13 protein-coding genes are annotated in these 12,700 nt (G+C 72.2%); 10 read left to right on the top strand and 3 right to left on the bottom strand.

Features of this window, described 5'->3' with window-relative positions; genetic code table 11:
* Window positions 1–1,458, bottom strand: coding sequence for an adenylyl-sulfate kinase (cysC, locus tag SACE_RS17100; protein WP_009942189.1), 1,458 nt, complete (start codon window positions 1,456–1,458; stop codon window positions 1–3).
* 264 nt (window positions 1,459–1,722) lie between these two features.
* Here cysC and SACE_RS17095 point away from each other — a divergent pair, with 264 nt between their 5' ends.
* The 3 genes from SACE_RS17095 to SACE_RS17085 are packed head-to-tail and all read left to right on the top strand — an operon-like array spanning window position 1,723 to window position 5,302.
* A complete protein-coding gene (locus SACE_RS17095) occupies window positions 1,723–2,487 on the top strand; it encodes an alpha/beta fold hydrolase (RefSeq protein WP_009942190.1) in 765 nt (254 codons plus the stop codon).
* Entirely contained in the window at window positions 2,484–3,746 is a 1,263-nt protein-coding gene (locus tag SACE_RS17090; RefSeq protein WP_009942191.1) for a cytochrome P450, read from the top strand. Before SACE_RS17095 ends, SACE_RS17090 begins: the two co-directional genes overlap by 4 nt.
* A gap of 41 nt (window positions 3,747–3,787) precedes the next feature.
* The gene (locus SACE_RS17085; protein WP_044547412.1) at window positions 3,788–5,302 is read left to right on the top strand and encodes an MFS transporter; all 1,515 of its coding nucleotides are present in this window, start codon (window positions 3,788–3,790) and stop codon (window positions 5,300–5,302) included.
* 27 nt (window positions 5,303–5,329) lie between these two features.
* Here the strand turns inward: SACE_RS17085 and SACE_RS17080 are convergent, their stop codons facing one another.
* Window positions 5,330–5,509: a hypothetical protein gene (locus tag SACE_RS17080; protein ID WP_009942193.1), complete on the bottom strand. Its 180-nt coding sequence runs from the start codon at window positions 5,507–5,509 to the stop codon at window positions 5,330–5,332.
* Window positions 5,510–5,684: 175 nt separating this feature from the next.
* Between SACE_RS17080 and SACE_RS38330 the strand changes: the two genes are divergently transcribed.
* From SACE_RS38330 to SACE_RS17060, 5 genes are all read left to right on the top strand, one after another.
* Complete coding sequence (locus tag SACE_RS38330) at window positions 5,685–5,852, top strand: hypothetical protein (RefSeq protein ID WP_009942195.1); 168 nt, start codon at window positions 5,685–5,687, stop codon at window positions 5,850–5,852.
* A 260-nt stretch (window positions 5,853–6,112) separates the two neighbouring features.
* Window positions 6,113–7,228, top strand: coding sequence for a Gfo/Idh/MocA family protein (locus tag SACE_RS17075; RefSeq protein WP_009942197.1), 1,116 nt, complete (start codon window positions 6,113–6,115; stop codon window positions 7,226–7,228).
* A gap of 121 nt (window positions 7,229–7,349) precedes the next feature.
* The gene (locus SACE_RS17070; protein WP_009942199.1) at window positions 7,350–7,835 is read left to right on the top strand and encodes an NUDIX hydrolase; all 486 of its coding nucleotides are present in this window, start codon (window positions 7,350–7,352) and stop codon (window positions 7,833–7,835) included.
* A 361-nt stretch (window positions 7,836–8,196) separates the two neighbouring features.
* On the top strand, window positions 8,197–9,183 hold the full coding sequence (locus tag SACE_RS17065; RefSeq protein ID WP_009942201.1) for a zinc-dependent alcohol dehydrogenase: 987 nt from the start codon (window positions 8,197–8,199) through the stop codon (window positions 9,181–9,183).
* On the top strand, window positions 9,180–10,085 hold the full coding sequence (locus tag SACE_RS17060) for a sugar phosphate isomerase/epimerase family protein (RefSeq protein ID WP_009942203.1): 906 nt from the start codon (window positions 9,180–9,182) through the stop codon (window positions 10,083–10,085). The genes SACE_RS17065 and SACE_RS17060 overlap by 4 nt, the downstream gene beginning before the upstream one ends.
* A gap of 6 nt (window positions 10,086–10,091) precedes the next feature.
* Here SACE_RS17060 and SACE_RS17055 read toward each other — a convergent pair whose 3' ends face one another.
* Window positions 10,092–10,877 (bottom strand): IclR family transcriptional regulator domain-containing protein, encoded by a 786-nt coding sequence (locus SACE_RS17055; RefSeq protein ID WP_009942204.1) that lies wholly within the window; start codon window positions 10,875–10,877, stop codon window positions 10,092–10,094.
* 187 nt (window positions 10,878–11,064) lie between these two features.
* Here SACE_RS17055 and SACE_RS17050 point away from each other — a divergent pair, with 187 nt between their 5' ends.
* Together SACE_RS17050 and SACE_RS17045 are read left to right on the top strand one after the other, a co-directional pair.
* Complete coding sequence (locus SACE_RS17050; RefSeq protein ID WP_009942205.1) at window positions 11,065–11,886, top strand: CoA transferase subunit A; 822 nt, start codon at window positions 11,065–11,067, stop codon at window positions 11,884–11,886.
* On the top strand, window positions 11,883–12,647 hold the full coding sequence (locus SACE_RS17045) for a CoA-transferase subunit beta (RefSeq protein WP_009942206.1): 765 nt from the start codon (window positions 11,883–11,885) through the stop codon (window positions 12,645–12,647). Before SACE_RS17050 ends, SACE_RS17045 begins: the two co-directional genes overlap by 4 nt.
* Window positions 12,648–12,700 lie beyond the last annotated feature (53 nt).

The raw sequence follows: 12,700 nt of genomic DNA, 5'->3' as shown, positions 1-12,700 counted from the left end.
CTAGGTCCACGGTCGCACCCAGCCCCGCTCCCGCAGCAACGCGAGCACCTGCGCGACGCAGTCGCGCACCGGCAGGCGCGAGGTGTCGAGCACCAGGTCGGCGTCCTCCGGCGACTCGTACGGCGCGGAGACGCCGGTGAACTGCGGGAGGTCCCCGCTGCGCGCCCGCGCGTAGAGGCCCTTGCGGTCCCGCCGCTCGCACTCCCGAAGCGGTGTCGCGACGTGCACCAGCAGGAACTCCCCGACCTCGCCGACGCGGGCGCGCACGTCGGCCCGGTCGGCGCCGTAGGGCGCGATCGGCGCGCAGATGGCCACGCCGCCGTGCCGGGTGACCTCGGCCGCCACCCACCCGATGCGGCGCACGTTGCGGCTGCGGTCCTCGGCGGAGAACCCGAGCCCCGCGCACAGCGACCGGCGCACCACGTCGCCGTCGAGCAGCGTGACCTCGCGGGCGTCGCACTGGGCCAGCTCGTCGCGCAGCTCCCTGGCAAGCGTCGACTTGCCCGCGCCGGACAGTCCGGTGAAAAAGACGGTGAAACCGCGCCGGTGCAGCGGCGGGGACAACCGGGACCACTCGCGCGCGACCGGCTCGGAGGCGAACCAACCCGGCAGCTCCTTCCCTGCCGCGAGCCGCTCGCTCAGCTCGTCCTCATCGAGTCCTCGACGCCGCTGGGCGGCAGGCACGTCCGCGGCCGGGCGCCAGCGATCCGCCTGGTCCCGGGCCATCTCCGGCGGTTCCACCACCGGGATGGGCGCGTGCTCCACGACCTGCTCGCTCAGCAGGTGCGTCGCGCCGTAGGCGGCCGCGACGTGGGCGGCCAGCAGTTCGTCCCGTTTCCCGTCGCCGTGGGAACGCAGCGGGACCGGCACGACCGTGGTGCCTCCGGGCAGTTCGGCCATCGCCGCGAAGGTGGCCCGCACCAGCGCCTGCGGCCTCGGGCCGGTGAGCCGCGGCAGGAGCAGGACCGTCGCACCGAGCTCCGCGCACAGGTGCCGGATCTGCGCCAGGCGCCTGCGGTCCAGCGGGCGCTGCGGCGCCAGCCCCAGCACCGGCCCCGGCGGCAGGCCGGCGCGGACGGCCGGTGCCGGTGGCCGCAGCGTGCGCAACGTCCGGCCCCGCTCGGCGCTCGCCGGTCGCACCGGACCCGCCAGGTGGGCCGCCCGTCCGTCCCACCACGGCGACACGTTGTCGACGACGGCGACCGGAGCGCCCTCCTCGTCGCGGAGCTCGACCCGTTCGTGGCGCGCGAGGTCGTCGGGGACTTCCAGCACGATCGGCACCGGCCACCGCGTGCCATCGGGCAGCTCGCCCGAATTGCGCACCGACTCCACCTCGTCGGCGGCCAGAAACCCGTGCAGGCAAGGGAAAGCGCCGTCGAGCAGGAGCTCCACATCGGACAGTCCTGCGGGATCGGGCACCCACACCGGACAGTCGGACTCCGTCGCGTTCGCGCTCACGTGCACCTCGGGTCGGCCGTTGCTCTACGAGAGGACCAGACCACCCTGTCCGACCGGTCCGCCGCCGGAGAACCCCGCTGACCACTTCTCGCCAACCCGCACGGCACCGCGTCCCGCCTGCCATCGCGGCAGTGGCGGGGGAACGTGAAATCCGGCAACCCCACTTCGAGTCCACTATGGATCACCGTTATGCGGCATTGACGATCGGTGAACCGGGCGACAAGGTGTGAACACCTCGTCGTGAGACCCGCGAAGGAGCCGAGAATGGCAGCGCACGTCCTCCCCCACGACCGCGTCGGAAACGGCGACCATGCGGTGCTGGTCGTGCACGGCTGGTTTGGCGACCGGACCAGCTTCGCCTCGGTGCAGGCCCACCTCAACCGGTCGGCGCACTCCTACGTCTTCGTCGACCTGCGCGGTTACGGCGAGGCCGTCGACGTCGCGGGCGAGAACACCGTCGGCGAGGCCGCCGACGACCTGCTGGCCACCGCGGACTCGCTCGGGCTGGAGCGGTTCTCCCTCGTGGGGCACTCGATGGGCGGCATGATCGCCCAGCACGTCCTGCTCAAGGCCCCCGAACGGGTGCGCAGGCTGGTCGGCATCTCCCCGGTGCCCGCCTCCGGCGTCCCGTTCGACGAGCAGACCTGGGAACTGTTCGCCGGTGCGGCCGAACGCCCGCAGAACCGCCGGGCGATCATCGACAGCACCTCCGGCAACCGGCTGCCCGACGCCTGGCTGGACGCGATGACGCGCCGCTCGGTCGAGCACACCGACAGCCGGGCGTTCCGGAGGATCCTGGACTCCTGGTCGGGAACCGACATCCACCAGGAGGTCGACGGCAACCCGACACCGGTCCTGGTGTGCGCCGGTGCGCACGACAAGTCGCTGACGCCCGAGGTGATGAAGGCGACCTGGATGCAGTGGTACCCCAACGCCGAGCTGGAGGTCTACGCCGACGCGGGCCACTACGCGCCCGACGAGGTGCCGCTGGCGCTGGTCGCCCGCATCGAGACGTTCCTGTCGTCGTGACCGCGACCGGGGTCCCCGACGTCTTCGACCCGCGCCGGTACTCCTCGGGCATCCCGCACGCCGACTTCGCCTGGTTGCGCGCGAACGCGCCGGTGAGCTGGCAGCCCGAGCACGCGGTCGGCGACTGGCCCGCCGGGCCCGGTTTCTGGGCTGTGACCGGGTACGACGACGTGGTCCGGGTGCTGCGTTCGCCCGGCGAGTTCTCGTCGTGGCTCGGTGCGACCCAGATCCGCGACCCCGCGCCCGCGGACCTGCCGTTCATCCGGCGGATGATGCTCAACCTCGATCCGCCCGAACACGGCAAACTGCGCCGCATCGTCAGCCGGGCGTTCACGCCTCGCCGCGTCGAGCGGTTCCGGGCCGAGGTGGCCGCCAGGGCGCGGCGGCTGGTCGACGCGGTGGCCGAGCGCGGCGGGTGCGACGTGCCGCCGGATCTCACCGACGACTTCCCGCTGCTGAACCTGGCCGACCTGATGGGTGTGCCGGAGGCGGACCGGCGGATGCTGCTGGAGTGGACCAACCGGATCATCGGATACCAGGACCCGGAGCACTCCGAGGTGGTCCGCGACGCCGACGGCCGCCCGCTGAACCCGCGCTCGCCGGCGATGCTCGCCGACATGTTCGGCTATGCCCAGGAACTCGCCGCGCACAAGCGCCGCCACCCCGCCGACGACCTGATGACCGCGCTGGCCACCGCCGAGGTCGACGGCGGGCGCCTGTCCGGCGCCGAGCTCGAGATGTTCTTCTTCCTGCTGTCGGTCGCGGGCAACGACACCGTCCGCAGCGCGCTGCCCGGCGGGCTGCGCGCGTTCGCCGAACACCCCGGCCAGCACCGGCTGCTGCTGGAGTCGCCGGAGCTGCTCGATCGGGCCATCGAGGAGACGCTGCGCTACCACCCGCCGGTGCTCAGCTTCCGCCGCACCGCCACCACCGACGTCGAACTGGCCGGGCAGGCGATCCCGGTGGGCGCCAAGGTCGTGGTGTTCCACTGCTCGGCCAACTTCGACCCGGCGCGCTTCGACGACCCGCTGCGCTTCGACATCCGGCGCGACCCGAACGAACAGCTCTCGTTCGGCACCGGACCGCACGTGTGCCTCGGCGCCCACTTCGCCCGGCTGCAACTGCGGGCGTTCTACTCCGAGGCCCTGTGGCGGTTGCGCGACCTGCACGTGACCGGACCGGTGCGCCACCTGGTGTCGAACTTCATCAACGGCATCAAGCACCTGCCGGTGGCGTTCACCGCGGTCCGCCCGCGCTGATCGGCACCGCCGCCCGCGGCGGGCACCCCTATCCTCGACGGATGGCATCCGACTTGCCGCGGGCGGCGACGGGGGCCGCGGTGGCGTTGCGCTCACCACAGGGGCGCTGGGTCATCGTGGCGACCATCCTGGGCTCTGGCGTGGCCTTCCTCGACGGTTCGGTTGTCAACGTCGCGCTGCCCGCCATCGGTCGTGACGTCGGCGGCGACTTCTCCGTCCTGCAGTGGGTGCTCGACGCTTACCTGCTCACGCTCAGCGCTCTGCTGTTGCTCGGCGGTGCGCTCGGCGACCGCTACGGGCGCAGGGTGGTGTTCAACATCGGGCTGGTGGTCTTCACGCTGGCCTCGCTGGCCTGCGGGCTCGCGCCGACCGGCGGCGCCCTGATCGCCGCCCGCCTGGTGCAGGGCATCGGCGGGGCGCTGCTGATCCCCGGGAGCCTGGCGCTGATCAACGCCTCGATCCGCCGCGAGGACCGCGGCCGGGCGGTGGGCACCTGGGCCGGGTTGACCGGTGTCTCCTCGGCGATCGGCCCGTTCGTCGGGGGCTGGCTGGTGGACGCCGTCTCCTGGCGCTGGGTGTTCTACATCAACGTCCCGCTGGCGGCGTTGGCGCTGCTGGTGACCACACGCCGGGTGCCGGAGAGCCGCAACCCCGACATGTCCGGGAAGCCGGACATCGCCGGTGCGGCGGCGGTGACCGCGGGCCTGGCGGGCACCGTCTACGCGCTGATCGAGGTCCCGGTCCGCGGCTGGAACGGCGTCACCGCGGCCGCGGCGGTCGTCGGAGTGGCGTGCCTGGTGACCTTCCCGGTGATCGAGTCCCGCAAGGCGGAGCCCCTGATGCCGCTGTCGCTGTTCGGCTCGCGGCAGTTCGCCGGGGCGAACCTGGTCACCTTCACCGTCTACTCCGCGCTCAGCGGTGCGCTGTTCCTGCTGTCGCTCCAGCTCCAGCAGACGCTGGGCTACGACGCGCTGCAGGCCGGGATCGCGACCCTGCCGATCACCATCATCATGCTGCTGCTCTCCGGCAGGATGGGTGCGCTGGCGCAGCGCACCGGACCCCGGCTGCCGATGACCGCGGGCCCGCTGGTGTGCGCGGCGGGGCTGGCCCTGATGACGCTGGCGGTGCCGGGAAGCACCTATCCCGGCGGGGTGCTGCCCGGAGTCGGCGTGTTCGGCCTCGGGCTGGCGATCACGGTCGCGCCCCTGACCTCGGCGGTCCTCGGCGCGGTCGACGAGCACCACGGCGGTACCGCGTCCGGCGTGAACAACGCGGTGTCCAGGGTCGCGGGCCTGCTGGCGATCGCGGTGCTGCCCCTGGTCGCCGGGCTCACGCACACCGGCGCGGGCGCACCGCTGGGCGCGGGCTTCGGGCGGGCCATGCTGATCTCGTCCGCCCTGTGCGCGCTGGGCGGTGTCCTGGCCTGGTTCACGATCGACCGCGCGCGGCGGGTCGAGAACATGCCGGTGCCGGGGCTGAACCACGCGTGCCAGGATCCGTGCACGTGCGCCTACCGTTCCGGTGAGCGCCGCGGGAGCGGTCCCGCGGTCAGCTGATCCGCACCCCCGTGGTCGCGGACCGCCTCACGCGGCCCGCTCGACTTCGCCCATGCGCCCGATCCTGCTCATCCACATCTCGAGCTCGACGAGCTGGCCGTCCAGGATCTCGCTGCCGTACATGTCCGGGCCCGCGCTCAGCACCATCAACTCCTCCCAGCGGAGGCGCATCTGTTCAGCGAGCTCACGCAGCGTACTCGGTCCCATCCGGCTGCCCCTTTCGTTCAGTCACCCAGGCGACAGTACGAACTTGGGACGTGTGTTCGGTAAGGCCTAAAGTCACGAGTCCGGTCACTCGGAGATCACCTTCCCCGCACGGCGGGGCTGTGGTCTGATCGAGAAGGTGGGAACATCCCCCGCTCGACCCCGAGGAGGGCGCGGTATGCGAAAAGGCCGGCGGGGGCATCCGTGCGACCCCGACACATCGCGGATCGGCCTGTGGCGCTGCGACCAGTGCGGCCAGCAGTGGGAGATCCACGGCGTGGAGGGCGACGTGCGGGTGCGCAGGGTGAGCAGGGTCGCGCAGTTCTTCATGTGGCTGCTCGGCTGACCGCCTCCACCCGACCGGCGGCGCCCGCCGAACGCGCCGCGGGTGTCTCACGCCCGGCGCCGCGGCATCGAACGTAACCGCTGCCGTCGCGGCGGACAAGATCGCGGGCCTGCTCCGTCCCGGCATTGCTGCATTCGCGCGCATGTCGGGCGCCGACCTTGACACCGTTCCGGAACGCCGATCACGATTCTTTCGTCTCACGCCCGAATTCCGCGCCGCCACAACGGGAAACGGCACGGATGCTTCAGGTGGGAGACGCGATGAGCCAGGCCCGCGAGCGGCTGAACATCGGAATCCTCGGAACCGGGACCATTTTCGGGGCGTACGCGCGAGGACTCTCGCTGTTCCCCCACCTGCCGGTCGTGCGCATCGCCGACCTCGACCAGGACCGCGCGCGCGACGCCGCGCGGCAGTGGCGCATCCCCGCGTGGGGCACCGGTGAGGAGCTGCTCGCCGACGACGAGGTCGACGTCGTCGTCAACATCACCCCGCCGTCCGCGCACGCCCGGCTCACCGACGCCGCGCTACGCGCAGGCAAGCACGTCTACGTCGAGAAGCCGCTCGCGGCGACCATGCGGGAAGCGCTGGACAACCTCGCGACCGCGAAGGAGACCGGGCGCGTGCTCGGGTCGGCACCGGACACCTTCCTCGGCACCGCCGGGCAGACCGCGCGCGCCGCCATCGACGCCGGGCTGATCGGCCGGCCGTTCGCGGGCACCTCGTTCGTCCGGTCTTCGAAGGCCCAGACGTGGCACCCCGACCCGTCGTTCCTGTTCCAGACAGGTGGCGGCCCGGTGCTGGACTGGGGTCCCTACCACGTCGCCGCGCTGGTCAACCTGCTCGGCCCGGTCGGCCAGGTCGCCGGAGCCACGCTCACCGCCGAGGGCGAGATCGACGTGACGGCACCACAACGCCGCGTCGAACGCATCCGCGTCGAGGTCCCCTCCCACGCCACCGGTGTGCTGCGGTTCGAGTCGGGTGCATTGGTGACGATGATGTACAGCTTCGACGTCTGGGACACCGAGCTGCCGCACCTGGAGATCTACGGCACCGAGGGCACCCTGCAGCTGCCCGACCCCAACACCTTCGACCGCCCGGTGCGCATCAGGCGCCGCACCGACGACGCCTGGTCTCAGCTACCCCCGGTGATCGAGCGCACCACCCCCGAGCCGCCCAAGCCGTTCCGCGCGCTGGGCGTGGCCGACCTGGCCGCACACCTCGAAGGCGACGACCACCGCACCAGCGGCGAGTTCGCCTACCACGTGTGCGAGGTCCTCGACGCGCTGCAGGCCATCACCCTCGACCAGGGACCCGTGGACGTCGCCAGCCGGACGGAGCGTCCGGCACCCGCGCTCGGGGCCCGCCGCCTCACCTGAGCCCGGCGGCGACGGCGTTCCGGAAGCGGACGACGCCCACCGGCGACGCGCGGCGATCACCCTGCGCCACCGGGAAATCCGTTAATGTGATCGGTCGCGCAGCCCACGGAAGGAGTGCACTATGGCCAGGTTCCGGTGGTTCACCCACTCCGTGCCGGACGGCCTCCCCGTGCGCCAGGTCTACGGGTTCCTGTTCGCCTCGGACGGGCGCGTGCTGATCCGCGTCGACGGCGCGAAGCACTCTCTGCCCGGCGGCCGTCCCGAACCCGGTGAGAGCACCTACGCCGACATCCTGCGCCGCGAGACCTACGAGGAGGTCACCGCCGACATCTCCGAGCCGCACTACCTCGGATACCAGCGGGTCGACGACGGCATCGCCCCCTACGCGCAGGTCCGGATGGTCGCGTCGCTGGCCAAGGTCTACCCGCCCGCACCGGACCCGGACAACGGCCGCACCTACCGGCGCCTGCTGGTTCCGCCCGGCCGGGCAGGCGAGCTGCTCAACTGGGGCGTCAGCGGCCGCAAGCAGGCGTCGGCGGCGGCAGCGGCGGCGATCGCGGTCCTCGGGCTGCCGCACCACGACCTGCCGGCACCGAGCTACATCTGACCCTCTCGGACGCACCCGAGTACTTCCGGCGACGTGCCGGCTGCATCCCGCGCAATGGCGGCTTCCCGCTCCGGCGACCCCGGTCACAGGCATGCCTCTGCACGCGCGTTCGCATCTCCGATAGCTCGTTCGCATAGCGCACATACCTGGGCGAGTCGCCGATCGTCGGCCGCGGCTCCGCGTTTCCGAACGTACTCGCACGTAGGTCGCGCATTGACGTCATCATTGAGGACGGCTAACGTCTTGTTCGCATGATGAAACTATGTTCGTATCGCGTTACGACGGGAGTGGCGATGACGGTGTCCGGTTCGCACGGCTACCTTCGACCCGAGGCGTACGCGCGACCGCGCGGAGCGTGGCGATGAAGGCACTCACCCTGACCTCGGCCCTGCACCTCGAGCAGGTGGACGGCTGGCCCGACCCGGAGCCCGGCGAGCACGACGTGGTCGTCGAGATGCTCGGCGTGGGCCTGTGCGGCTCGGACCTGTCGGTGTACGACGGAAAACGCGAGCCGGCCGCCATGCCCTGGATCATCGGCCACGAGGGGTGCGGCCGGATCGTGGAAGTGGGCCCCGCCGTCACCGACCGGTCCGTCGGCGAGCTGGTCGTGATCGAGCCGAACTACTGCTGCCTGCTCTGCCAGTGGTGCCGCCGGGGTCGCACGGCGCAGTGCGAGCGCCGCGGGATCGTCGGCATCAACCGCCCCGGGCTGCTGTCGCAGTTCGCCGCGGTCCCGGCCCGGTTCGCCTGGCCCGTGCCCGAGCAGTGGCCCGTCGAACGCCTGGTGTGCTTCGAACCGCTGGCCGTCGCCCAGGGCGTCGTGCGCCGCTCCGGCGTGCGGGCCGGCGAGAGCTGCCTGGTGGTCGGCGCCGGGTCCCAGGGGCTGCTCATCTGCCTGAGCCTGCTGGCGGCCGGGATCACGCCGGTGGTCAGCGAACCCCAACCCGGCCGGCTCGCGCTCGCGGTGTCCCTCGGTGCGAAGCCCGCCGACGACACCGACCGCCGCTACTCCTACGTCTTCGAGTCCTCCGGCGTGGAGCCGGGTTTCCACGACGCGCTGCGCGCCGCGGACAAGACCGCCGTGGTCTCGCTGGTCGGGCAGAACACGGCGCCGTTCTCGGTGGTCACGCAGGACATCGTGCAGCGCCAGCTCACGTTGCTGGGCGCGCTGATCTACGACCACCCCGTCGACTTCGACCACACCAGGACCGCGCTGGGAGACCTCGACCTGGCGCCCGAGCGGATCCTGCGCTCCCGCGCCACGCCCGCGCGCGCCGACGAGGCGCTCGCGGCGGCGCGCGAGATCCCCGGCAAGTCCTGGATCGACCTCTCCGACTGGTCCGCATGAACCCCCGCGCCACCGAGGAGACCCCGGTGTCCCACCCCTCGCGCCCGCTCGGCGTCGGCCACCTCACCGCGCTCGGCCTCGCCCCGCCCGCTCTGGTCACGACCGCGGCCGAAGCCGGGTTCGACTCGGTCGGGCTGCGCGTGCTCACCGGCAACGGGACGGAACGGCGCTGGCCGGTCGACGTCGGTTCGCCGATGCTGCTGGAAACCGTGCGGCGCCTGGAGGACACCGGCGTCTCGGTCCTCGACGTCGAGATCGTCGCGCTGAAGCCCGGCACCGCTCCCGCCGACTACGAGCAGGCCCTCGAGGTCGGCGTCCGGCTGGGCGCGCGGTTCCTGAACGTGATGTGCGACGACCCCGACCTCGACCGGGCCTCCGACACCTTCGCCGGCGTCGTGGAGCGCGCCAGGATCTACGGCATCCGCCCGGCGATCGAGCCGATGGCCTACAAGCGGGTCTCGAGCCTGTCGCAGGCGGCCGGCATCGCTCGCCGGTCCGACGGCGGCGGAGTGCTGCTAGACTCGCTGCACCTGCGGCGCTGCGGCGAGACCCTCGACGACGTCCGCGCGCTGGATCCCGACCTGCTGACCTACGTCCAGATCTCCGACGCGCCGCGCCGGCTCCCGCGTCTGGATCGCCCTGCGGAACCGCTGCCACGCGAGCAGGTGTGCGGCGACGACCCCGCCCAGGTGGAGAGCCTCACCGCGCGGCTGCCCGCCGGGGACGGCGAGCTGGGTCTGCGCGAACTGCTCGATGTCCTGCCACCGGACCTCGCCGTCAGCGTCGAGGCGCCGAACCTCGAGCTGATCGGCTCGCTCGGACCGCGTCGCTTCCTGCGGCGCCACCGCGACGCGGCACGCGCGCTGCTGCACTCCGGCACGCCCGGTCGCCGCAGCGCATGACCACCGCTACACCGGGGCCGACGGCTGCAGGTTCACCTCGGCCTCGATCCGCGAGGCCGTGGCCAGCAGCGGCGGCACCACCTCGCGCCGCACGTGGGACTCGTCGGCGCTGTGGGTCTGGAGGGAGACGTTGACCGCCGCCGTCACGCGCGCCGTGCGGTCCCGCAGCGGCGCGGCGACGCCGTGCAGGCCCTCCTCCAGCTCACCGTCGGAGATCGCCCAGCCGCGCTCCCGGACCCGTTCGATCTCGGCGGTGAGCACCTCGCGCGAGGTGATCGTGCGCGGGGTGAGCGCCCTGAGCTCCATCCCGTCGAGGCGTCGGGCCAGCTCGTCACCGGGGAGCCCGGCGAGCAGGACCTTGCCCATGGACGTGGCGTGCGCCGGGAACCGGGTCCCGACGGTGATGGCCACCGACAGCAGGCGGGAGCTGGGCACCCTGGCGACGTAGTAGATGTCGGTGCCGTCCAGGATCGCGACCGACGTGGTCTCGTGCAGCTCCCCGGCGAGCTGGTGCAGGTGGGGCTCGGCGATCTTGGGCAGCGGCCTGCCGGACAGGAACGCGTAACCGAACTCCAGCACGCGCGGCGTCAGCGCGAAGCGTCGTCCCTCCACCCGCAGGTATCCCAGGTCGACCAGCGTGAGCAGGAACCGCCGGGCGCCGGCGCGGGTCAGCCCGGTCGCGGCGGCGACCTCCGAGAGCGTCAGCTCAGGGTGCTCGGCGGAGAAGGCCCGCAGCACCGAGAGCCCCCGCTCGAAGGACTTGACGAAGTGCTCGCCGCGTTCCTCAGCCATCCCGAACCTCTCTCGTGCGCCGGCACAGGCGTGTCCCGGGTCGGCGGGCCATCGCCAGCAGGGGTGTTCGCATTATGAACTTCCGGATAGCCGGGCGGCCGAGCAGGTCCGGACCTTGACCGCGGAACAAGACTCGCCCTATCGTTCGTATAAAGCACATGTGTTCTCTATGCGCACGGAGGTTGGGGTGGCGCGGATCCTGTCGCTGGAAGAGGCGATCGCGGAACTGGTGCACGACGGCGACACGGTCGCGCTCGAGGGCTTCACACACCTGATCCCGGTGGCCGCCGGGCACGAGATCATCCGCCAGGGGCGTCGCGGCCTGACGCTGTGCCGGATGACGCCCGACATCGTCTACGACCAGATGATCGGCGCGGGCTGCGCGAGCAAGCTCGTCTTCTCCTGGGGCGGCAACCCGGGCGTGGGGTCGCTGCACCGCTTCCGCGACGCCATCCAGAACTCCTGGCCGGTGCCGCTGGAGATCGAGGAGCACAGCCACGCCGGGATGGCCAACCGCTACGTCGCGGGAGCGTCCGGTCTGCCGTTCGCCGTGCTCCGCGGCTACACCGGCACCGACCTGCCCGACCACACCGCGAACATCAAGACCATCGAATGCCCGTTCACCGGGGAGGCGCTGACCGCGGTGCCCGCGCTCAACCCCGACGTCGGGATCGTGCACGCCCAGCAGGCCGACCGCTCCGGCAACGTGCAGCTGTGGGGCATCACCGGGGTGCAGAAGGAGGCGGTGCTGGCCTCGCGGCGCAGCCTGGTCACCGTCGAGGAGATCGTCGACGAGCTGCGGCCCCGGCCGGGCGCGGTGGTGCTGCCGAAGTGGGCGATCACCGCCGTGGCCGAGGTCCCGGGCGGCGCACATCCTTCCTACGCGCAGGGGTACTCCGAACGCGACAACGCCTTCTACCGCGAATGGGACCCCATCGCCCGCGACCGCGAGACGTTCGAGAACTGGCTGGGCACCGATGTGCTGCGAGCGGAGAGGAGCACCCGATGACCGCGCGGGAGTACACCGCCGACGAGATGATGACGGTCTCGGCGTCCCGGTCGCTGCGCGACGGCACCGCGTGCTTCGTCGGCATCGGCCTGCCGAGCACGGCGGCCAACCTGGCCCGGCGCACCCACGCGCCGGAGCTGGTGCTGATCTACGAGTCGGGCACGCTCGGGGCCAAGCCGGACCGGCTGCCGCTGTCGATCGGCGACGGCGTGCTCGCCGACACCGCCGACGCGGTGGTGGGCGTGGCGGAGATCTTCAACTACTGGCTGCAGCCCGGCCGCATCGAGACCGGCTTCCTCGGCGGTGCCCAGGTGGACCGCTTCGGCAACATCAACACGACGGTGATCGGCGGCGACTACGAGCACCCGAAGGTGCGGCTGCCCGGTGCCGGGGGCGCGCCCGAGATCGCCGCGTCCTGCCGGGAGGTGCTGATCGTCATGCGCCAGAGCACCCGGGCCTTCGTCGACCGGCTCGACTTCGTCACCTCGGTGGGATACGGGGACGGGCCGGGCAGCCGCGAGCGGCACGGGCTGCGCGGCCGCGGCCCGGTCAAGGTGATCACCGACCTCGGCGTGCTGGAACCGGACCCGCGGACCCTCGAGCTCACCCTGACCAGGTTGAACCCGGGCGTGGAGGTGGAGCAGGCACGCGCGGCGACGGGCTGGGACCTGCGCGTCGCCGACGAGCTCACCGTCCAGGAACCGCCCACCGGCGAGGAGCTCGACGTCCTGCGGCGGCTCAAAGCCACGATCGAGGAGTAGCCCGCCCGCACCCCGCCGAGGCGCTTCGCGCCCACCGAGCACCAGCCGATGTC

Origin of the sequence: Saccharopolyspora erythraea NRRL 2338 (assembly GCF_000062885.1) — a bacterium.
Lineage (GTDB): Bacteria > Actinomycetota > Actinomycetes > Mycobacteriales > Pseudonocardiaceae > Saccharopolyspora_D > Saccharopolyspora_D erythraea.
The sequence above is the reverse complement of the archived record's forward strand: the minus strand, read 5'-3'. Positions and strand labels throughout refer to the sequence as shown.

What these genes read in the sequence shown, in the direction of transcription:
- SACE_RS17095 (WP_009942190.1), top strand. Translation starts at nt 1,723, where the DNA reads ATGGCAGCGCACGTCCTCCCCCACGACCGCGTCGGAAACGGCGACCAT.
- SACE_RS17065 (WP_009942201.1), top strand. Translation starts at nt 8,197, where the DNA reads ATGAAGGCACTCACCCTGACCTCGGCCCTGCACCTCGAGCAGGTGGAC.
- SACE_RS17070 (WP_009942199.1), top strand. Translation starts at nt 7,350, where the DNA reads ATGGCCAGGTTCCGGTGGTTCACCCACTCCGTGCCGGACGGCCTCCCC.
- SACE_RS17045 (WP_009942206.1), top strand. Translation starts at nt 11,883, where the DNA reads ATGACCGCGCGGGAGTACACCGCCGACGAGATGATGACGGTCTCGGCG.
- SACE_RS17055 (WP_009942204.1), bottom strand. Translation starts at nt 10,877, where the DNA reads ATGGCTGAGGAACGCGGCGAGCACTTCGTCAAGTCCTTCGAGCGGGGG.
- SACE_RS38330 (WP_009942195.1), top strand. Translation starts at nt 5,685, where the DNA reads ATGCGAAAAGGCCGGCGGGGGCATCCGTGCGACCCCGACACATCGCGG.
- SACE_RS17060 (WP_009942203.1), top strand. Translation starts at nt 9,180, where the DNA reads ATGAACCCCCGCGCCACCGAGGAGACCCCGGTGTCCCACCCCTCGCGC.
- SACE_RS17075 (WP_009942197.1), top strand. Translation starts at nt 6,113, where the DNA reads ATGAGCCAGGCCCGCGAGCGGCTGAACATCGGAATCCTCGGAACCGGG.
- SACE_RS17080 (WP_009942193.1), bottom strand. Translation starts at nt 5,509, where the DNA reads ATGGGACCGAGTACGCTGCGTGAGCTCGCTGAACAGATGCGCCTCCGC.
- SACE_RS17085 (WP_044547412.1), top strand. Translation starts at nt 3,788, where the DNA reads ATGGCATCCGACTTGCCGCGGGCGGCGACGGGGGCCGCGGTGGCGTTG.